The sequence below is a fragment of the Streptomyces sp. SS7 genome (assembly GCF_037993025.1).
Lineage (GTDB): Bacteria > Actinomycetota > Actinomycetes > Streptomycetales > Streptomycetaceae > Streptomyces.
The window spans coordinates 419744-440696 of record NZ_CP141223.1; the positions used below are offsets into that span (position 1 = coordinate 419744).

General features: G+C 71.4%; 18 protein-coding genes. 11 read left to right on the forward strand and 7 right to left on the reverse strand.

From position 1 onward, the window contains the following. The first annotated feature begins 85 nt into the window (after window positions 1-85). Window positions 86-862 carry an NPP1 family protein gene (locus U5640_RS01970; RefSeq protein WP_340374057.1) on the forward strand — a complete coding sequence of 259 codons (777 nt, stop codon included), beginning with the start codon at window positions 86-88 and terminating at the stop codon, window positions 860-862. Between the two features lie 114 nt (window positions 863-976). Further along, on the forward strand, window positions 977-1912 hold the full coding sequence (hemC, locus tag U5640_RS01975) for a hydroxymethylbilane synthase (protein WP_340374058.1): 936 nt from the start codon (window positions 977-979) through the stop codon (window positions 1910-1912). 13 nt (window positions 1913-1925) lie between these two features. Here hemC and U5640_RS01980 read toward each other — a convergent pair whose 3' ends face one another. From U5640_RS01980 to U5640_RS01995, 4 genes are all read right to left on the reverse strand, one after another. Continuing rightward, window positions 1926-2444, reverse strand: a complete 519-nt coding sequence (locus U5640_RS01980; protein WP_340374059.1) for a hypothetical protein — start codon at window positions 2442-2444, stop codon at window positions 1926-1928. 189 nt (window positions 2445-2633) lie between these two features. After that, on the reverse strand, window positions 2634-3494 hold the full coding sequence (locus U5640_RS01985) for an ABC transporter permease (RefSeq protein ID WP_340374060.1): 861 nt from the start codon (window positions 3492-3494) through the stop codon (window positions 2634-2636). After that, window positions 3454-4281: an ATP-binding cassette domain-containing protein gene (locus tag U5640_RS01990; protein ID WP_340374061.1), complete on the reverse strand. Its 828-nt coding sequence runs from the start codon at window positions 4279-4281 to the stop codon at window positions 3454-3456. Before U5640_RS01990 ends, U5640_RS01985 begins: the two co-directional genes overlap by 41 nt. Continuing rightward, complete coding sequence (locus tag U5640_RS01995; protein WP_340374062.1) at window positions 4278-4733, reverse strand: MarR family winged helix-turn-helix transcriptional regulator; 456 nt, start codon at window positions 4731-4733, stop codon at window positions 4278-4280. Before U5640_RS01995 ends, U5640_RS01990 begins: the two co-directional genes overlap by 4 nt. Before the next feature lie 243 nt (window positions 4734-4976). Between U5640_RS01995 and U5640_RS02000 the strand changes: the two genes are divergently transcribed. Continuing rightward, on the forward strand, window positions 4977-5768 hold the full coding sequence (locus U5640_RS02000; RefSeq protein WP_340374063.1) for an RNA polymerase sigma factor SigF: 792 nt from the start codon (window positions 4977-4979) through the stop codon (window positions 5766-5768). A 16-nt stretch (window positions 5769-5784) separates the two neighbouring features. Here the strand turns inward: U5640_RS02000 and U5640_RS02005 are convergent, their stop codons facing one another. Continuing rightward, the gene (locus U5640_RS02005; RefSeq protein ID WP_340374064.1) at window positions 5785-6120 is read right to left on the reverse strand and encodes an ANTAR domain-containing protein; all 336 of its coding nucleotides are present in this window, start codon (window positions 6118-6120) and stop codon (window positions 5785-5787) included. A gap of 107 nt (window positions 6121-6227) precedes the next feature. Here U5640_RS02005 and U5640_RS02010 point away from each other — a divergent pair, with 107 nt between their 5' ends. After that, window positions 6228-7031, forward strand: a complete 804-nt coding sequence (locus tag U5640_RS02010) for a VOC family protein (RefSeq protein WP_340374065.1) — start codon at window positions 6228-6230, stop codon at window positions 7029-7031. Between the two features lie 32 nt (window positions 7032-7063). Here U5640_RS02010 and glgX read toward each other — a convergent pair whose 3' ends face one another. Both glgX and U5640_RS02020 read right to left on the reverse strand, forming a co-directional pair. Continuing rightward, window positions 7064-9211 carry a glycogen debranching protein GlgX gene (gene glgX / locus U5640_RS02015; RefSeq protein WP_340374066.1) on the reverse strand — a complete coding sequence of 716 codons (2148 nt, stop codon included), beginning with the start codon at window positions 9209-9211 and terminating at the stop codon, window positions 7064-7066. Then, the gene (locus U5640_RS02020; protein ID WP_340374067.1) at window positions 9208-9720 is read right to left on the reverse strand and encodes a pep a2; all 513 of its coding nucleotides are present in this window, start codon (window positions 9718-9720) and stop codon (window positions 9208-9210) included. Before U5640_RS02020 ends, glgX begins: the two co-directional genes overlap by 4 nt. A 226-nt stretch (window positions 9721-9946) precedes the next feature. Between U5640_RS02020 and U5640_RS02025 the strand changes: the two genes are divergently transcribed. The 7 genes from U5640_RS02025 (at window position 9947) to U5640_RS02055 (ending at window position 20953) form a co-directional block, all read left to right on the forward strand. Then, window positions 9947-10246 carry a DUF5133 domain-containing protein gene (locus tag U5640_RS02025; RefSeq protein WP_340374068.1) on the forward strand — a complete coding sequence of 100 codons (300 nt, stop codon included), beginning with the start codon at window positions 9947-9949 and terminating at the stop codon, window positions 10244-10246. Window positions 10247-10404: 158 nt separating this feature from the next. Further along, complete coding sequence (locus U5640_RS02030) at window positions 10405-12348, forward strand: alpha-1,4-glucan--maltose-1-phosphate maltosyltransferase (protein ID WP_340374069.1); 1944 nt, start codon at window positions 10405-10407, stop codon at window positions 12346-12348. A 32-nt stretch (window positions 12349-12380) separates the two neighbouring features. After that, window positions 12381-14099, forward strand: a complete 1719-nt coding sequence (gene treS / locus U5640_RS02035; protein WP_340374070.1) for a maltose alpha-D-glucosyltransferase — start codon at window positions 12381-12383, stop codon at window positions 14097-14099. 28 nt (window positions 14100-14127) lie between these two features. Further along, a complete protein-coding gene (locus tag U5640_RS02040; protein ID WP_340374071.1) occupies window positions 14128-15489 on the forward strand; it encodes a maltokinase in 1362 nt (453 codons plus the stop codon). Window positions 15490-15492: 3 nt separating this feature from the next. Then, the gene (glgB, locus tag U5640_RS02045) at window positions 15493-17697 is read left to right on the forward strand and encodes a 1,4-alpha-glucan branching enzyme (protein WP_340374072.1); all 2205 of its coding nucleotides are present in this window, start codon (window positions 15493-15495) and stop codon (window positions 17695-17697) included. A gap of 97 nt (window positions 17698-17794) precedes the next feature. Continuing rightward, window positions 17795-18889, forward strand: a complete 1095-nt coding sequence (locus U5640_RS02050; RefSeq protein ID WP_340374073.1) for a glutamate--cysteine ligase — start codon at window positions 17795-17797, stop codon at window positions 18887-18889. A 165-nt stretch (window positions 18890-19054) separates the two neighbouring features. Next, entirely contained in the window at window positions 19055-20953 is a 1899-nt protein-coding gene (locus tag U5640_RS02055; RefSeq protein WP_340374074.1) for an AMP-dependent synthetase/ligase, read from the forward strand.

Genomic DNA, 20953 nt, shown 5'->3' on the forward strand with positions numbered 1-20953 from the left:
GCGAAAACCGTGGAAGCTGAGCTTCCTTCAACTCCCTTTTCCCCCACAGCCGTTCGGCTGCGCCCGGATCCCCTAGGAGGACGCAGTGTCGTCATCTACGTTCAAGGCCCACGGCAGGAGGTGGCTCACCGGACTCGCCGGTGCCGCCGCCCTGGTGCTCGCCGTACCCTCGGTCGCCTTCGCGGCTCCCCCGGCGGCGCTGCCGCAGAACGCCGAGGCGGCCGAACTGACGTACCAGCCCGCGTTCGACTACGACACGGACGGCTGCTACTCCACCCCGGCCATCGGCCGGGACGGCTCCATCAACGGCGGCCTGAAGCCGACCGGTTCGCTGAGCGGCGACTGCCACGACGCGTCCGACCTGGACAACACCAACACCTACTCGCGCTACAAGTGCAACAACGGCTGGTGCGCGTACATGTACGGCCTGTACTTCGAGAAGGACCAGGCCCTCGCGGGCAGCAGCATCGGCGGGCACCGGCACGACTGGGAGCACGTCGTGGTCTGGGTGCAGAACGGCAGCGTCCAGTACGTGTCGACGTCCAACCACGGCTCGTTCACCGTGCACCCCGTCTCCGGCGTCCGCTTCGAGGGCACGCACGCGAAGGTCGTCTACCACAAGGACGGCATCAGGACCCACTGCTTCCGGATCGGCAACTCCAACGACGAGCCGCCGGAGAACGCCAAGCACACCTGGCAGTACCCGCCGCTGGTCGGCTGGAACGGCTACCCATCGGGTCTGCGCGACAAGTTGACCGCGTACGACTTCGGCAGCGCCAACTTCGGCCTCAAGGACGGCAACTTCGCCGCCCACCTGGCGTCGGCCAAGCCGTCGGGGATCACCTTCGACCCCAACGCGTGACGGCGGTACGGAACCCGTAGTCCTACCCTTCCGGCCACGGTTCACACGGTGCCCCGTGGCCGGAAACGGGGAAGCGGTGCGGAGTGCGGGGCGCGAGGGTCTATCGTGTCCCGCATGTCCGTTCCGGAACTGATCCGCATCGTGTCCCGAGACTCCCCCATGGCGCTGGCCCAGGTGGAGCGTGTCCGCGCCGAGTTGGCCGTGCTGCACCCGGGTGTGCGCACCGAGGTCGTCCCCGTGAAGACGACCGGCGACAAGTGGATGGGCGATCTGTCCCAGGTCGAGGGCAAGGGCGCGTTCACCAAGGAGGTGGACGCGGCGCTGCTGGCCGGTGAGGCCGATCTGGCGGTGCACTGCGTCAAGGACGTGCCGGCGGACCGGCCGTTGCCCGCGGGCACGGTGTTCGCGGCCTTCCTCCGGCGCGACGACATCCGCGACGCCCTGGTCCACCCGGGCGGGCTCACCCTCGACGAACTGCCGGAGGGCACCCGGATCGGCACCTCCTCGGTGCGCCGGATCGCCCAGCTGGCCGCGACCCACCCGCACCTGGAGTGCGTGCCGTTCCGCGGCAACGCCAACCGGCGGCTGGAGAAGCTGGCGGCGGGCGAGGCGGACGCGCTGCTGCTGGCGGTGTCCGGTCTGGAGCGCATCGGCCGTACGGACGTGATCAGCGAGGTGCTGTCGCCGGAAACGATGATGCCGCCGATCGGCGCGGGAATCCTCGCGCTCCAGTGCCGTGAGGGCGACACCGGGCTGATCGACGCCGTCAGCGGGCTCGGCGACCCGGCCACCCACCGGGAGGCCACGGCGGAGCGCATGTTCCTGCATGTCCTCCAGGGACACTGCAACAGCCCGATCGCCGGGTTCGCCCGGGTGGACCGCAGCGGGGAACTGTCGCTACGGGCCTGTGTGTTCACGCCCGACGGCAAGGTGCGGCTCAACGCCCACGAGTGGGCCGGCCCGCTCGACCCGGCGACCCTCGGCACCTCGGTGGCGGTGGCGCTGCTGCGTCAGGGCGCCCGCGAGATCATCGACGGCATCCCGCACTGATCCGGGGGCACACTCAGGCGGTGCCCTCCTCGGCGGCCTGGTCCCGCAGGAAGTTGCTCACCTGGCGGGCCAGGCTGTCCCGGCCCGGCCCCGCGGGCAGCGCCCCGCCCCGCAGGCCGATCCCTCCGGTCCACAGCCGGCGGTCGGCCCACTCGTCGTCGACCCGCAACTGGATCTGCACGTCCACCTGGCCGAGCGCCGCCTCGGGCCCCGCGGCGTACAGGACTGCGGTCGCGCGGCGCAGCGGGTAGACGTCGAAGCCCTCGATGAACTGCGAGTTGCGCCAGTCGATGAACGCGCTCTCGCCGTCGGGCCCGATCCGTACGTCGATCTGACCGTCCTCGAGATGGATCGTGGAGTGCCCGGTCCCACGGTTCTCCACGGTCACCCGCAACCGGAAGTAGGTCAGCCCCTCGGCCGCGTCGTCGCGGCCCCGCGGCGGCTCGGACTCCTCCAACTGGTGGACGCGGACCCGCAGACCGGCCTGCTCGTCGTACTCCTGCCAGTCCCCGACCACGTTCGGCTCGTCCACTGTCCACCTCTCGACTTCTACCGGCTGCTTCCTATCCGTGTGCTCAGCGCACTGTCAAATGGGCGGAATGCGCTGTGGCCAGGGCGTTCACCCCTTTTGATCGTCGATCAAGCCGTGCGCAGGAAGAATCCGCCGACGGCCGCCGCGGGACGGTCCGCGGGCGTGCCGCACATCACGTCGCCGACAAGATCAGCGGGCCAGCCGGCCGAGCAGTGCGGAGGCCGCGGTGATGCCGAGCGCGGCGGCCAGGACGAGCACCCCGAAGTCGAGCGCGAGGTGCGCGGGGGTGCCGAGGAGGAGACCGCGCAGGGCGTCCACTTCGTAACTGAGCGGGTTGACCTTGCTGATCACCTGGAGCCAGCCCGGCATGATCGCGACCGGGTAGAGGGCGCTGGAGCCGAAGAACAGCGGCATGGTGATGGCCTGCCCGATGCCCATCAGCCGGTCGCGGCTGAGGACGATGCCCGCGATGGACATCGACAGACAGGAGAAGAACGCCGAGCCGAGCACGACGATCCCGGCGACGCCTAGCAGCTTCAGCGGGTTCCAGGTCAGGGCGACCCCGAGCAGGGCGGCGATGAGGATCACCACGACGGCCTGGATCAGCGACTTCACACCGGCCGCGAAGGCCTTGCCGGTGATCAGCGCCGAGCGCGGGGTGGGGGTGACGAGGAGTTTGTTGAGGACCCCGGCGTCCCGCTCCCAGATGATCATGATGCCGTAGAAGATGGCGATGAACATCGCGGACTGGGCGATGATGCCGGGTGCGAGGTAGTCGATGTAGGGGATGCCGCCGGTGGGTATCGCCCGGATGCGGCTGAAGGTCTGACCGAAGATCAGCAGCCAGAGGGCGGGCTGCACGGCCCGGGTGTAGAGCTCGGTGCGGTCGTGCCTCAGCTTCTGGAGTTCGACGGCGCACAGGGCCGCGACCCGGGCGGGGAGCACCCGCCAGCCGGCGCGCGGCACGGGGGGCCGCAGCAGCAGGTCGATGCCCGGCTCGTGGGCCACGTCAGCCGACGCGCTGCGCGGTGCGGCGGGTGCTTCGGACATCGCGGAAGTCTCCTGACGTGTCGTCGAGGCCGCTGCCGGCGACGTCCCGGAAGACGTCCTCCAGGCTCGGCGGCGGGTCCGTGGGCGCGAGGCCGCGGCGTTCGCCGAGGTCGCGGCGGAGCTCGGCGGGGGTGCCGAGGGCGCGGATACGGCCGCGGTGCATCAGACCGACCCGGTCGCAGTACTGGTCGGCCTCGTCCATGTAGTGCGTGGTCACCAGGACGGTCATGCCGGTGGCCTCGCGCACGGCGGTGATGTGCTCCCAGACACCGGTGCGGGCGATCGGGTCGAGCCCGATGGTGGGCTCGTCCAGGATCAGCAGCCGGGGTGCGCTGACCAGGGCCTGGGCGAGTTCGAGGCGGCGGACCATACCGCCGGAGTAGGTGCCGGCCAGCCGGTCGGCGGCGTCCGTGAGGTCGACGGCGGCCAGCGACTGGGCGACGCGCGCCGCGCGTTCCCGGCGGGGCACGTCGAAGACCCGGGCGAACAGGGCGACGTTCTCCCGGCCGGTGAGGTTCTGGTCGGCGGACAACTGCTGGGGGACGTACCCGAGCAGCCGTCGTACGGCCATGCGGTCGCGGGCGGCGTCCCGGCCGAAGACGGCGACCATGCCGGACGGGACGGGCAACAGCGTGGTGATGCAGCGGATGGCGGTGGTCTTGCCCGCCCCGTTGGGGCCGAGCAGACCGAAGACCTCCCCCTCGCGGACGGTCAGGTCGAGCCCGTCGACGGCCCTGGTGTCCCCGAAGGCGTGGGCGAGCGCGGTGCAGGCGACGGCGGCGGTCATGAGTCCTCGGCCTCCTCGTGCAGACTGACGGCGAGCGAGCGCAGCGCCGGGAGCGCCGCGCGCAGGGCCTCCCGGTCGGCGGCGTCGAGCCCGGTGACATGCCGGTGGACGAGCGCGGCCCGGCGTGCCTTCCAGGCCCGCAGACGGGTCTCGGCGGCCTCGGTGAGCAGCAGCCGGGCGGCACGCCGGTCGGCGGGGTCGGTCTCCCGGACCAGGTACCCGTCCCTGACGAGCTGGTTGACCAGGGTGGAGACGGAGTTGCCCGCGAGGTACAGCTCCTTGGCGGCGTCGGAGATCCCGACGCCGGGCCGGGACTCGACGAGCCGCAGCAGTTCGACCTCCGCGCCGCGCAGCCGGGGCACGGTCAGCCCGGCGCGCAGACGGCGCCGCAGCAGCCGCTGGATGCCGACGAGCGCGTCGGCGAGCTCTTCCGGGAAGGTCTCCTCGTCCACATCGCGAGGTTACCTCTGTGTCAGAGGTAAATCTCCCTCCGGGAAGTCAAAAGTAAATTCCGACATAACCGGACGAACAGTTTCAGAAGTTCGTGCCCGGGAAGGTGACCAGTGTGCTTCGGACAGGAGGCACGTCCGTGGGACCTCCGCCTGGCGGGCGCCCCGGGCGATCGCCGAATTGTCCGCGCGTGCGCATCCCACGGTGCCCTTCCATCCTCGGCACCCCCTCGGGAAGGCATGCAGATGCGTTCCACCGTCAGAACGCGCCGGCACCCCCACGACGACGCCCCGGACACCGGCCGGTCCTTCGCACGGCTGGCCGCCCTGTCCGACGGGCCGGAGCGCCGGGCCCTGCGCGACGAACTGGTCCGGCTGTGGCTGCCGATGGCCGAGCGGATCGCCGTCCGCTTCCGCGGTCGCGGCGAGACGCTGGAGGACCTGTACCAGGTCGCGGCCCTCGGACTGGTCAAGGCCGTCGACCACTACGATCCCGGGCGCGGCCGGGCCTTCGAGGCCTACGCGGTGCCCACGATCACCGGCGAGATCAAGCGCCACTTCCGTGACCACATGTGGACGCTGCACGTGCCCCGGCGGGTCCAGGACCTGCGCAACCGGGTGCGGCACGCCACGAAGGAACTCACCCAGACGACGCCCGGCCGGGTGCCGAGCGTCGCCGAGATCGCCGCGTACGCGCAGCTCACCGAGGAGGAGGTGCACACCGGCATGGAGGCGCTGGAGTGCTTCTCCGCGCTCTCACTGGACGCCGAGCTGCCCGGCACCGACGGGTACGCCCTCACGGACGCCCTCGGCGAACCCGACCCCGGCTACGACACCGTCGTCGACCGCGTGGCCGTGGCGCCCTGTCTGCGGGCGCTTCCGGAGCGCGAGCGCACCATCCTCTATCTGCGGTTCTTCCAGGGCATGACCCAGAACACCATCGCCGAGCAGCTCGGCATCTCGCAGATGCACGTCTCCCGGCTGCTCAGCAGCTGCTTCGCCCGGCTGCGCGAGGAGGTCGTGCCGCAGACCCGATGACCCGGGCGAATCGCCCTCACTCCAATGGCGGGGCGCCGGGGATCTGCGTGGGGCCGTACTCGTCCAGCAGGGCTTCCAGCTCCGCCCGGATCTCCTCCGGCATCTCCCCGCTGCGCCCCCAGATCAGGATCAGCTCCGAGACGTTGCGCAGCTTGATGTTGGTGTGCTGGGAGACCTCGCGGAGGATCGCCCAGCCCTGGTCGGGCGTCACCCTTCCGAGCGCGACGATCACCCCGATCGCCTGGTCCACCACGGCATGGGAGGCGACCGCCTCCTTGAGCTGCTCGACCTCCTGCTGGAGCCGGCGGATCCAAGCCGTTTCGTCGCCGGGTTCGTGCGGTACTCGTGGCACCACTCCATCGTGCCACCGGCGTCCTCGGCAGGCGCCGCCGCCGAGTCCGGCCGGACACTGGAGGAGAGCCGCCGGCCGTCGGCCCGGAGACAGGAACGCGAGCCCCCATGAACGATCACCCGTCCCCACCCCGCGGAGCGCGGGACGTCCTCTCCACCGACGCCGTGTTCGGCGCGCCCTGCTGGGTGAGCCTGACCAGCCGCGATCTGGAGGCCACCCAGGAGTTCTACGGAGCCGTCCTCGGCTGGACGTGGCGGCGCGGCACCCTGGGCGGCCATTTCCGGACGGCGCTGGTGGACGACGTCCCGGTGGCCGGGATCGCCGCCGTCGCCGCGATGTGGCAGATGGCGGTCGCGTGGACGCCGTACTTCGCCGTCCGCAGCGCCGACGAGGCCGCCTCCCGCACCCGGGAGCGCGGGGGGACCGTGGCGGTGGGGCCGATCTCGCTGCCGCCGGGCCGGGCGGCCCTGCTGGCCGACCGGGAGGGGGCGACCTTCGGGGTCTGGGAGGGCAAGCTGATCGGCAACTGGGAGGCGTGGCGGCAGGCCGCCCCCTCCTTCATCCGGCTGCACACCCGCGACGCCTTCGACTCCGCGATCTTCTACGGCGAGATCCTCGACTGGGCCACGGACCGGCCCGGGTGCTGCGAGGTGCGGTACGAGGGCGGCGAGGTGGTGCTGCGCAGCGGGGGCGATGTCGTGGCGCGGATCGAGTCGGGGGCGTTGGAGGCGGCGCCCGATCCCACCATTCGGCCGCACTGGCAGGTGCATTTCGCCGTCGGCGAGGTGCCGGGGGCTGTGCGGGCCGCGGAGAAGCACGGGGGGAGCGTGCTGCGGGAGGGTGAGGAGGAGGCGATTCTGCGGGATCCGGACGGGGCGCAGTTCACGGTGACGTCGCGTCGTCAGCGGTGACGCCGAAGGAGGGGGAGCCCCGCGCCCGTCCTTCACTCCGAGCGGCGCGGGGGTCTCGTCAGGACGATCAGGCTGCGGGATTCCAGGGTCAGTTCGGCGCCCGCCTTGTACTCCGTCTCGTCCCGGGCCCCGTCCGGTTCCGCCGTGTCGGCGGCGATCGTCCAGCGCTCGCCGTAGGACGTGCCGGGGAGGCGGAAGGGGACCGGTTCCCAGTAGCTGTTGAAGAGCAGGAGGAAGGAGTCGTCCACCACCGGGCGGCCGCGGGGGTCGGGTTCGGCGATGGCGTCGCCGTTGAGGAAGACGCCGACGCTGTGGACGTCGGAGCGCAGCCAGTCGCGGTCACGCATCTCGCGGGCGTCCGGCTGGAACCAGACCAGGTCGGGCAGGGGCTGTCCGGCGTGGGTGACGGTCTCGCCGAGGAAGAAGCGGCGCCGGCGCAGCACGGGGTGGGCGGCGCGCAGCGCGAGAAGGCGCCGGCAGAAGTCGGTGAGCCGGCGCTGCTCCTCGGTGAGCCGCCAGTCGATCCAGGACACGGGGTTGTCCTGGCAGTAGGCGTTGTTGTTGCCGCGCTGGGTGCGCCCGAGTTCGTCGCCGTGGCCGATCATCGGGATGCCCTGGGAGAGCAGCAGGGTGGCGAGGAGGTTGCGCTGCTGGCGGGCGCGCAGTGTCAGGACGGCCGGGTCGTCGGTCTCGCCCTCCGCCCCGCAGTTCCAGGACCGGTTGTGGCTCTCGCCGTCGCGGTCGCCCTCGCCGTTGGCCTGGTTGTGCTTGTGGTTGTACGAGACGAGGTCGCGCAGGGTGAAACCGTCGTGCGCGGTCACGAAGTTGACGCTGGCGCGCGGCCGGCGCCTGGTGTGGGCGTACAGGTCGGAGGAGCCCGTCAGCCGGGAGGCGAACTCGCCGAGGGAGTGCGGCTCGGCCCGCCAGAAGTCGCGTACGGCGTCACGGTACCTGCCGTTCCACTCCGACCACAGGGGCGGGAAGTTGCCCACCTGGTAGCCGCCCTCGCCCACGTCCCAGGGCTCGGCGATCAGCTTGACGCGGCTGATCACCGGGTCCTGCTGGATCAGGTCGAAGAACGCCGACAGCCGGTCCACCTCGTGGAACTGCCGGGCCAGGGTGGCCGCGAGGTCGAACCGGAAGCCGTCGACGTGCATCTCGGTCACCCAGTAACGCAGCGAGTCCATGATGAGCTGGAGCACGTACGGGTGGCGCATGAGCAGGCTGTTGCCGGTGCCGGTGGTGTCGTAGTAGTGCGACCAGTCGCCGTCCACCAGCCGGTAGTACGAGGCGTTGTCGATGCCCCGGAAGGAGAGGGTGGGGCCCTTCTCGTTGCCCTCGGCGGTGTGGTTGTAGACGACGTCGAGGATCACCTCGAGGCCGGCCGCGTGCAGCGCCTTCACCATCTCCTTGAACTCGGTGACCTGCTGTCCCCGGGTGCCGTGGGCGGCGTAGGCGTGGTGCGGCGCGAAGAAGCCGATGGTGTTGTAGCCCCAGTAGTTGGCGAGGCCCCGGTCGATGAGCACACCGTCCTGCACGTACTGGTGGACCGGCATCAGCTCGATCGCGGTCACGCCCAGCGAGGTGAGGTGCTCGGTCACCGCCGGGTGGGCGAGGCCGGCGTAGGTGCCGCGCAGGGCGCGCGGGACGTCGGGGTGGGTGCGGGTGAGCCCGCGGACGTGGGCCTCGTAGATCACCGTGTCGGCGTACGAGCGCCGGGGCGGGGTGTCGTCGCCCCAGTCGAAGGCGGGGTCGGTGACCACGCCCAGCGGGGTGTGCCCCGCGCTGTCGGCGGAGTCGGGGCGGTCCCCGGCGCGTTCGAAGAGCGAGGGGTGGTTGTCGGTCCGGCCCTCGACGGCGCGGGCGTAGGGGTCGAGGAGCAGCTTCGCCGGGTTGCAGCGGTGTCCGCCGGCCGGGTCCCAGGGGCCGTGCACCCGGTAGCCGTAGCGCTGTCCGGGGCCGACACCGGGCAGACGGCCGTGCCAGACGAAACCGTCGACCTCGGTCAGCGGGACGGTCCGGTGGCTGTCGTCGTCCTCGACGAGCACCAGGTCGACCCGCTCGGCGACCTCGCTGAACAGCGCGAAGTTGGTGCCGTCGCCGTCGAAGTCGGCGCCCAGGGGGTAGGGGTGCCCGCTCCACGCGGGCACCCCTGCCGTCCGGTGGGGCGGTGAGGTCACCGAACCGCCTCCAGGACCCCGGGTTCAGCGGGCGCCGGGGCGGCCAGCGCCGCCACCGGGAGGGCGCGCGGCACCGGGCGTCCTTCGCGCAGGCTGGGCGACGGCGGGGCCGGCACCAGCGGGACGCGTTCGCCGGAACGGGCGCGCTGCGAGAACCAGATGACCTTGCTGCCGGTGGCGGTGGCACAGCAGCCCCAGCCGTCGCTCATCGCGGCGATCTGCTCCAGGCAGCTCCGCAGGTCCTGGTCGGGACGCAGCTCACGGTCGTTGCCGCCGACGGCCGTGATCAGATGCTGGCCGTTCCACCACATCTCGATCGAGAGGGACTTGTCCGTCGCGTTCTCGTCGATGGCCGTCAACAGCATCCCGGCGCCGCCGCAGACGGGGGCGACGAGGGTTTCGAGGTCCCAGTACCTCAGGTGGGCGGCCAGGATCCGGCCGACCTGGGCGACGCGCTCCGGACTGACGTCCACGTCGAGGTGGTAGTAGCAGGGAACTGCGGTCTTCATCGTCGTTGGCTCCTCACCGGCGAGGCTCCCGCTCCGTGGGCCCCCGCGGGCCGAATATACGGAGGGTGAGCGCTGATCGCTTCTGAGTCACCTCCCACAGTGCGGGCGTTAGTCCATTCGTGCAACACGAGCGCACTCCGGGGTGATTGAAGATCCAACAAGACGCTGGGTGTCGGCGCATGCACCATGAGTGAAACATTCATCGAGCCCGAAAGGTGACTGCGTCATGCTGCTACCGGCCAAGACCGAGGTCGCCAGGCAGTTGCGGCGGTACCGGGCGTGGGAGCGCGTGATGCTCGCCTCCCCGGCCGACCGCGCGGTGCGGGCCACCTTCGAGGACTCGGGTTACACCTTGTGTGTGCTCATGGGAAAGCGCTGCGCGCGCGAGGCCGCGGACGCGGCGGAGCGGTATCTGCGCACCACGCTCGCCGTCTACCTGCAGGAACAGGACGGCCGTCCGCGGGCGGCCGGCGCCGCACGGCGCGGTGGCCGGGCGGTGGCCCGGCTCGCTCCGGCGACGCCGTGACGGCGGACCCGTTCCGGTGGCGGAGCGGGAGCCGGGCCGCGGGCCCGGCGGACCACATGACGACAGATTCGGCTGCGGGCCGGACGGATGACCCGGCGCAGAACCGCCCGGCCGATCCGGCCGTTAGCCCGGCCATGAGCACAACGAAGGTGAGACGAATGAGCCCGACCCCTGTCATCGGCCGGATCCCGGTCCGCGACGTGCGGCCCGCGGTGGAGGGCGGCAGACGTCCGGCCAAGGCGGTCCCGGGGGAGAGCTTCGAGGTGACGGCGACCGTGTTCCGGGAGGGCCATGACGCGGTGGCCGCCAATGTCGTCCTGCGCGGGCCCAAGGGCCGGCGCGGTCCGTGGACGCCGATGCGTGAACTGGCCCCGGGCAGCGACCGCTGGGGCGCCGAGGTCACCCCGGACGCGCCGGGCCGCTGGACGTACGCCGTCGAGGCCTGGAGCGACCCGGTCACCACCTGGCGCCGGACGGCGCGGATCAAGGTCCCGGCCGGCCTCGACGTGGGGCTGGTGCTGGAGGAGGGCGCGGAGCTGTACGAGCGCGCGGCGGCCGGAGTGCCGAAGGGCCGGGCCCGTACGACGGCCCTCAGGGCAGCGCGGGCCCTGGGCGACGACTCGCTGCCGCCCGCCTCCCGTCTGGCGGCGGCGTTGACGCCGGAGGTGGACGCGGTCCTGGCCCGTCATCCGCTGCGGGAGCTGCTCACCGTCTCGCCGCCCCTGCCACTGCTGGTGGAACGCGAACGCGCCCTGTACGGCGCCTGGTACGAGTTCTTCCCCCGCTCCGAGGGCACCCCCGACCACCCCCACGGCACCTTCCGCACCGCCGCCCGCCGGCTGCCCGCCATCGCCGCCATGGGCTTCGACGTCGTCTACCTCCCCCCGATCCACCCCATCGGCACCACCCACCGCAAAGGCCGCAACAACACCCTCGACGCCACCCCCGACGACGTCGGCGTCCCCTGGGCCATCGGCTCCCCCGAAGGCGGCCACGACACCGTCCACCCCGACCTCGGCACCCTCGAGGACTTCACCCGCTTCGTCGAACAGGCCCGCACCCTCGGCCTGGAGATCGCCCTCGACTTCGCCCTCCAGTGCTCCCCCGACCACCCCTGGGTCCACAAACACCCCGAATGGTTCCACCACCGCCCCGACGGCACCATCGCGCACGCGGAGAACCCCCCCAAGAAATACCAGGACATCTACCCCATCGCCTTCGACACCGACCTCGACGGCATCGTCACCGAGACCCTCCGCGTCCTGCGCCACTGGATGTCCCACGGCGTACGGATCTTCCGCGTCGACAACCCCCACACCAAACCCGTCGTCTTCTGGGAACGCGTCATCGCCGGCATCAACGCCACCGACCCCGACGTCCTCTTCCTCGCCGAGGCCTTCACCCGCCCCGCGATGATGCACACCCTCGCCCAGACCGGCTTCCAGCAGTCCTACACCTACTTCACCTGGCGCACCACCAAACAGGAACTCACCGACTACCTCACCGAACTCTCCGGCGACGCCGCCTCCTACATGCGGCCCAACCTCTTCGCCAACACCCCCGACATCCTCCACGCCTACCTCCAGCACGGCGGCCGCCCCGCCTTCGCCGTCCGCGCCGTCCTCGCCGCCACCCTCTCCCCCACCTGGGGCATCTACAGCGGCTACGAACTCTGCGAGAACACCCCCCTGCGCCCCGGCAGCGAGGAATACCTCGACTCCGAGAAATACCAGCTCAAACCCAGGAACTGGGACACCCCCGACACCCTCGCCCCCCTCATCACCCGCCTCAACACCATCCGGCGCGGCCACCCGGCGCTCCACCACCTCAGGAACCTGCGCTTCCACGACGCGGACAACGACTCCGTCCTCGTCTACAGCAAGCGCACCGGGACGGACACGGTGATCGTCGTCGTCAACCTCGACCCGCACCGCGCCCAGGAGGCCACGGTCTCGCTGGACCTCTCCCAACTGGGGCTGGACGACCACGCGTCGGTGTCGGTACACGACGAGCTGACGGGTGCGTCCTACTCCTGGGGCCGGCACAACTACGTGCGCCTGGACCCCGGCACGAGCCCGGCCCACGTGTTCCACGTCCGGTGATCCGCACCGCAGATCGGAGGCCCCAGACCGCCATGACCGTCAACTCACCCGTCCCGGACACGTTCGAGGACACCCCCGCCAAGGACCGCGACCCCGACTGGTTCAAACGAGCCGTCTTCTACGAGGTCCTCGTCCGTTCCTTCCAGGACAGCGACGGGGACGGTGTCGGCGATCTCACGGGGCTCACCGCCCGGCTCGACTACCTCCAGTGGCTGGGTGTCGACTGCCTCTGGCTGCCGCCCTTCTTCAAGTCCCCCCTGCGCGACGGCGGGTACGACGTCTCCGACTACACCTCGGTGCTCCCCGAGTTCGGCGACCTCGCCGACTTCGTGGAGTTCGTCGACCACGCCCACCAGCGCGGGATGCGCGTGATCATCGACTTCGTCATGAACCACACCAGCGACCAGCACCCGTGGTTCCAGGAGTCGAGGAAGGACCCCGACGGCCCCTACGGCGACTACTACATGTGGGCCGACGACGACAAGCAGTACGCCGACGCCCGCATCATCTTCGTCGACACCGAGGTCTCCAACTGGACCTTCGACCCCGTCCGCAAGCAGTACTTCTTCCACCGCTTCTTCTCCCACCAGCCCGACCTCAACTACGAGAACCCGGCCGTCCAGGAGGAGATCCTCGCCGCTCTCCGGTTCTGGCTGGACCTGGGCATCGACGGCTTCCGGCTGGACGCGGTGCCGTACCTGTACGCGCGCGAGGGCACCAACTGCGAGAACCTGCCCGCCACGCACACGTTCCTCAAGCGGGTGCGCCGCGAGATCGACGCCATGTACCCGGACACGGTGATCCTCGCCGAGGCCAACCAGTGGCCCGAGGACGTGGTCGACTACTTCGGCGACTACGCCTCCGGCGGCGACGAATGCCACATGGCGTTCCACTTCCCCGTCATGCCGCGGATCTTCATGGCCGTCCGCCGGGAGTCCCGCTATCCGGTCTCGGAGATCCTGGCGAAGACCCCGGCCATTCCCGCCAAGTGCCAGTGGGGCATCTTCCTGCGCAACCACGACGAGCTGACCCTGGAGATGGTCACCGACGAAGAGCGCGACTACATGTACGCGGAGTACGCCAAGGACCCGCGGATGCGCGCCAACATCGGCATCCGCCGCCGCCTCGCCCCGCTCCTGGACAACGACCGCAACCAGATCGAGCTGTTCACCGCCCTGCTGCTGTCGCTGCCCGGCTCGCCGATCCTCTACTACGGCGACGAGATCGGCATGGGCGACAACATCTGGCTCGGCGACCGCGACGCCGTCCGCACCCCGATGCAGTGGACACCGGACCGCAACGCCGGCTTCTCGTCCTGCGACCCGGGGCGGCTGTGTCTGCCGACGATCATGGATCCCGTCTACGGCTACCAGGTCACCAACGTCGAGGCGTCGATGTCGTCGCCCTCGTCGCTGCTGCACTGGACCCGCCGGATGATCGAGATCCGCAAGCAGAACCCCGCCTTCGGGCTCGGCACCTTCACCGAGCTGCCGTCCTCGAATCCGGCCGTGCTCGCGTTCCTGCGCGAGTACGAGGACGACCTGGTGCTGTGCGTGCACAACTTCTCGCGCTTCGCCCAGCCCACCGAGCTCGACCTGCGCCGCTTCGACGGACGCCATCCGGTCGAGCTGTTCGGCGGGGTGCGCTTCCCGGCCATCGGTGAACTGCCCTATCTGCTCACCCTGGCCGGGCACGGCTTCTACTGGTTCCGGCTCACCCGAGCCGCGGCCCGTGTCGGCCGACGCCTGTGAGCGTGCGCCGAGGAAAGGATGGGTCATCGTGACGAAGACCGCCCCGCTCAGGCCGAGCACCGCGAGCGCCTTCCGCTCCGGGGGTCCGCTCGTCGCGCTGCTGCGCGAGTGGCTGCCCCGGCAGCGCTGGTTCGCCGGGAAGGACCGGCCGCTCACCGATCTGCGCATGCTGTCGATGACGGAGCTCTACCCGGGTTGTCTCCATCTGCTCGTACACGCCGGCCAGTCCGGGGTGCCGACACCCGGGGGCACTCCCCCCGCCGGTGACTGCTACCAGCTGCTCCTCGGTCTGCAGGAACACCTGTCCCCCCGGCTGGGCCGGGCGCTGATCGGCAGGGTCGAGGACGGCCCGCTGGCCGGGCTGACGGTGCACGACGCGTTGCAGGACCCCCGGTCGGCGCAGCTGCTCCTGGAGCGGATGCGCCACCCGGGCACGCTCGGTCCGCTCTGCTTCGAGTCGGACCCGGCGGTGTCGCTGCCCGCCGGGCTCGCGCCGCGGCTGCTGGAGGCCGAGCAGTCCAACACCTCGCTGGTGTACGGCGACGCGTACATCCTGAAGATCTTCCGGCGGATCCAGCCGGGCGTGAACCCCGATCTGGAGGTGCCGGTGGCGCTGGCCGGCCAGGGGTGCGGGCGGGTCCCCGCGCCGGTGGCCTGGTTCCGGACCACCCATCCCCAGGAGGCCACGCTCGGTGTGCTCCAGCCGTTCCTGCCCGACGCGGCGGACGGCTGGACGCTCGCGCTGCAGGCGCTGGCCCGGGGCGAGGACTTCACCTCGGAGGCCGAGGAGCTGGGCCGGGCGACGGCCGACGTCCACCTGGCGCTCGCGGCGGCCCTGCCGGCCGGTCCGGACGCCGAGGACGGGCGGACGGCGGCCGCGATGACGGAGCGGCTGGAGGCGGCCGCGCACCACGTGCCGGCGCTGCGGCCGTTCGTCCCGGGTCTGACCACGGCGTTCACCTCGCTCGCGGTCTGCGACCAGGGACCGCCCGCCCAGCGCATCCACGGCGATCTGCACCTGGGGCAGGTGCTGCGGGCCGGGCGCGACTGGTTCGTCATCGACTTCGAGGGCGAACCGTCCCGGCCGCTGGCCGAGCGCCGGCTCGCCCACTCACCGGTGCGGGACATCGCGGGCATGCTGCGCTCCTTCGACTACGCCGCCCGGCAGCGGCGGCCCTGGCGGCCGGAGTGGGCGCGCCGCTGCCGGGAGGCCTACTGCGCGGGCTACGCGGCCCGGGCGGGCTGGGACCCCCGCAAGAAGCACGCGCTTCTGCGTGCCTATGAGACGGATCGCGCCGTTTACGAAGTGCTGTACGAGGCCCGCAACCGGCCCGACTGGCTACCCGTACCCATGGCGGCGATCGAACGACTCGCCGTCCGAGGAGGCTGACCCATGGCCCTGCGCGACACCGCTCCCCCCGAGGCCGCCGGTCCCCGGCCGCTCGCGGCGCCCGCGCTCGACCCCGCCGACCGCGCCCGTCTGCTCTCGGGCGCCCATCACGACCCGCACGCCCTGCTGGGCGCCCACCCGGTGGCGGGGGGCGTGCTGTTCCGGGCCCTGCGTCCGTTCGCCGACTCGGTGAGCGTGGTCGTCGGCGGGACGGCGATCCCGCTCGCCTCCGAGGAGGACGGTCTCTTCGCCGCCGTACTGCCGCTCGACGAGGTTCCGGCGTACACGCTGCGGGTGGCGTACGACGGCGACCCGTGCGAGGTGGAGGACCCCTACCGGTTCCTGCCGGCGCTCGGCGACCTGGATCTGCATCTGGTGCGGGAGGGCCGGCACGAGGAGCTGTGGCGGGCGCTGGGCGCCGAGCCGATGACCCACCAGGGGGTGGCCGGCACCCGCTTCACGGTGTGGGCGCCCAACGCGCGGGGCGTGCGGGTCGCGGGTGACTTCTGCTGCTGGGACGGGACCGCGTTCCCCATGCGGTCGCTCGGCGCGGCCGGGGTGTGGGAGCTGTTCCTGCCCGGCATCGGCGAGGGCACCCGGTACAAGTTCGAGATCGCCTCCCGGCACGGCGGACGGTTCCTGAAGGCCGACCCGATGGCACGGCGGGCGGAGGTCCCGCCGGACACGGCGTCGATCGTGCACGCCTCGCACTACACGTGGGGTGACGCCGAGTGGATGGCGCACCGGGGTGACGTCCCGGTGCACCGGGCGCCGTTCTCGGTCTACGAGGTCCATCTGCCGTCCTGGCGGCCGGGGCTGTCGTACCGGGAGCTGGCCGAGGTGCTCCCCGCGTACGTGACCGACCTGGGCTTCACCCATGTGGAGTTCATGCCGGTCGCCCAGCACCCCTTCGCCGGTTCCTGGGGCTACCAGGTCACCGGGTTCTACGCGCCGACGGCCCGGCTCGGCACCCCGGACGACTTCAAGTACCTGGTGGACGCCCTGCACCGGGCCGGTGTCGGGGTGATCGTGGACTGGGTGCCGGCGCACTTCCCCAAGGACGACTGGGCGCTGGCCCGCTTCGACGGGGATCCGCTGTACGAGCCCGGGGACGCGCGGCGGGCCGAGCACCCGGACTGGGGGACGTTCGAGTTCGACTACGCGCGCACCGAGGTGCGCAACTTCCTGGTCGCCAACGCCACGTACTGGTGCGAGGAGTTCCACGTCGACGGGCTGCGGGTGGACGCCGTCGCCTCGATGCTCTACCTCGACTACTCGCGGGACTCCGGGCAGTGGGAGCCCAATGTGTACGGAGGACGGGAGGATCTGGCCGCGATGGCCTTCCTCCAGGAGATGAACGCGACCGTGTACCGGCGGTGCCCGGGGGTCGTCACGATCGCCGAGGAGTCGACCGCCTGGGGCGGGGTGACCCGGCCGACCGACAGCGGCGGGCTGGGCTTCGGGCTGAAGTGGAACATGGGGTGGATGCACGACTCGCTGCAGTACATGGCGAAGGAACCGGTGCACCGCAAGTACCACCACAACGAGATGACCTTCTCGATGGTGTACGCCTACAGCGAGAACTACGTGCTGCCCATCTCGCACGACGAGGTGGTGCACGGCAAGCAGGCGCTGGTGTCGAAGATGCCCGGCGACTGGTGGCAGCGGCGCGCGAACCACCGGGCGTACCTGGGCTTCATGTGGGCCCATCCCGGCAAGCAGCTGTTGTTCATGGGGCAGGAGTTCGCGCAGGGGGCCGAGTGGTCCGAGGCGCACGGCCCCGAGTGGTGGCTGCTCGACCCCGGGTACGCGTCCGCGGGCGATCACCGGGGCGTCCAGGACCTGGTGCGTGATCTGAACGCCGTGTACCGGTCGACTCCGGCGCTATGGGAGCGCGACACCGACCCGGCCGGGTTCCGGTGGGTGCTCGGGGACGCCGCCGACGACAACGTCCTCGCGTTCCTGCGGTACGGCGCCGACGGCGGCCCGCTGCTGGCGGTGAGCAATTTCTCGCCGGTGGTCCGCCACGACTACCCGCTCCACGTCCCCGGTGAGGCACCCGCGTGGGAGGAGGTCCTCAACACCGACGCGGCGCGCTACGGCGGCGGTGACGTCGTCCACGCCGAACCGGTCAAGGCGGCGAACGGGGAGCTGACGCTCACGCTGCCGCCGCTGGCCACGGTGTGGCTACGGCCGTCGTCCGTGTGAGACGGCCCCTGAAGGGGCAGTCGGGTGCGTGCACCCCTGAGCAGTCCCAGCCGGTCCCGGCCGTCAGCAGGCAGGGCGCAGAGAAAGGCCGTATCGCGTGCGCACCGTAGGAGTGGAGGAGGAGCTCCTCCTGGTCGACCCCGAGACCGGGGAGCCCAGGGCGCTGTCCGCCGCGGTCCTCGCCCGCGCCGCGCGGTACGACGTGGCCGAGGAAGAGCCCGTCTTCCAGAAGGAACTGCACAACCAGATGGTGGAGTTCGCCACCCATCCCCGGTCGGAGATGGCGGAGCTGGGCGCGGACATCGTCCGGATCCGCGCGGAGGCGGCCAAGCACGCGCGGGAGGCGGGCTGCGCGGTCGCCGCGCTCGCCACCTCCCCGCTGGCGGTGCGTCCCTCCGTGAGCATCGGGACGCGCTACCGGTGGATGGCGGACCAGTACCGCATCGCGACCCGTGAGCAGATCGTGTGCGGCTGTCACGTGCATGTCTCGGTCGCCTCCGACGAGGAGGGGGTCGCGGTCATCGACCGGCTGCGGCCCTGGCTGTCGGTGCTGACCGCGCTGAGCGCCAACTCGCCGTTCTGGCAGGGCCGGGAGACGGGGTACAGCAGTTATCGCAGCCGGGTGTGGCTGCGCTGGCCGTCGGCGGGCCCGACCGAGCTGTTCGGGTCGGCCGAGCGCTACCACCGGCGGGTGGCGGACATGCTGGCCACGGGGACGATCCTCGACGAGAAGATGGTCTACTTCGACGCCCGGCTGTCGGCACGCTGGCCGACGGTGGAGGTGCGGGTGGCCGATGTCTGTCTGCGCGCGGACACCGCCGTCCTCGTCGCGACGCTGGCGCGGGCCCTCGTGGAGACGGCCGCCCGGGACTGGGAGGCCGGGAAGGAGCCGGCGGACCACAGCGTCAGCCTGTTGCGGCTGGCCGACTGGCGGGCCGCCCGCTCGGGGCTGACCGGGGACCTGGTCGACCCGCTGACCATGCGGAACGCGCCCGCCGAGACCGTCGTACAGTCGCTGCTGGAGTACGTCGAGGACGCGCTCACGGACAGCGGCGACCTGGAGCGGGCCCGGGAGGCGTGTGCCGGTCTGCTGCTGAACGGCAACGGGTCGCAGGTGCAGCAGGAGGTGTTCGCGCGCACGGGCAGTCTGCGGGAGGTCGTCACGACGTGCGTGCGGCAGACCCAGGCCTGAGGCCGTGTGGCCGGTTTCCGAGGGCGCCCCATGACGGGCCAGGTCACCGACGCTCATCACTTGGTCGGTTCCCGGCCACAAGCAGTCCCGCCTGGGCTACATTCGCCAGCGTCGATAACAGTTCTCGTCGACGGGGTCACCCTTCGTACATGTCAGGAGCAGCGTATGCGCGACTTCGCTGTCGCTCCCCCAGCCGTTTCGCCCCTGACCGGCGGGCTCGCCGACAGCGTTTTCGAGACAGCGGCCCGTACCCCGGTGCTGGCCGTCCTCGCCCGCCCCGGCGCGCCGGGCTCCGCCACCTGGCAGGAGGTGACGGCCGTCGAGCTGCGCGACCAGGTCGTGGACCTGGCGAAGGGGTTCGTGGCGTCCGGGATCTCCCCCGGCCACCGGGTCGCGATCATGGCGCGCACCCGGTACGAGTGGACCGTCCTCAGTTACGCCCTGTGGGCGGTGGGCGCCGAGGTGGTGCCGGTGTACCCGACCTCCTCGCGCGACCAGGTCGAGTGGATCCTGCGGGACTCGGCCTGTGTGGGTGTGGTCGTCGAGGACGAGCAGAGCGTCATGACGGTGGGGTCGGTGTGCGCGACCCTGCCCCGGCTGCGGCACGTATGGCAGCTCGACACCGGGGCGCTGGAGGAGCTCGCGCGGCGCGGTGAGTACGTCCCGGTGACCACCGTGGACTCGTTGCGCAGGATCGTGATGCCCGACTCCACCGCGGTGATCGCGTACACCTCGGGCACGTCGGGCCGTCCGCTCGGCTGCGCGCTGAGCCACCGGAGCCTGGCCAGCCCCTGCGACACCCTGCTGGCCGGCTGGGGACAGACCGCCGCGCCGCCCGGGGAGCAGGCCTCCGTCCTCGCGTTCCTGCCGTTCTCCCATGTGTACGGCCTGATGATCCAGGGGCTGTGTCTGCGCGGGGGCATCCTGATGGGGCACGAGCCCGACCTGAGCGCGGATTCGCTCTCGGCGGCGCTGAAGTCCTTCCGGCCGACCTATCTCTACGCGGTGCCGTCGGTGTTCGAGAAGATCTACAAGAACTTCCTGCGGGTGGCGCAGGAATCGGGCCGCGGGGCGCTGTTCGAGCGGGCCGCGGAGACGGCGCGGGACTTCGCGGCGGCCGTCGAGCGCCATCGGCTGGGCCGTGGTTCGGGGCCCGGCTTCGATCTGCGGCTCCAGCACGCGCTGTTCGAGCGGACGGTGTACCGCCGGCTGCGCGCGGCACTGGGCGGCCGGGTGCACCGCGCCACCTCGGGCGGCTCCCCGCTCCACCGCGACCTGTCCCTGTTCTACGAGGGCATCGGCGTGTACGTCCACGACGGGTACGGGCTCACCGAGACCAGCGGCGGTGTCACCATGCAGCCGCTCGGCCGGGAGCGGTCCGGGACGGTCGGGCAGGCCCTGCCGGGCACCGACATCCGGGTGGCGGACGACGGGGAGATCCTGGTGCGCGGCCCGTCGGTGTTCCAGGGGTACGTCAACGCCGACGCCGCGACCCGGGCCGCGCTGCGGGGCGGCTGGCTGGCCACGGGCGATCTGGGGTACATGGACAACGACGGCTATCTGACCATCACGGGACGGAAGAAGGACGTCATCATCACCAGCAGCGGCAAGAGCGTGGCGCCGGCCGCGCTGGAGCAGCGGCTGCGGATGCATCCGCTCGTGCACCAGGCGGTGGTCGTCGGCGACAACCGGCCCTGTGTGGGCGCGCTGATCACCCTGGACCCCGATTTCCTGGCGCACTGGCGCGCCAGCCTGACGCTGTACGGGGAGGGCCGGGAGGCCCGTGAGGAGAACGCCCTGCGGGAGGAGATCGCCCGGGCGGTCGCGGCGGCGAACAGCTCGGTGTCGCGCTCGGAGTCGATCCGCGCCTTCCGGATCCTCCCCCAGCCGTTCGACCACGCGAACGGGCTGCTGACCCCGTCCATGAAGCTGCGCCGCGACTCGATCGTGCGGCACTACGCGGCGGAGATCGAGGCGATGTACCAGGCGAGGGCCAGGCTGCCCCGGCAGACGCCGACGGAAGAGATCCTGAGCTGGGACGACGCCGACGACGTCTTCCGCTGA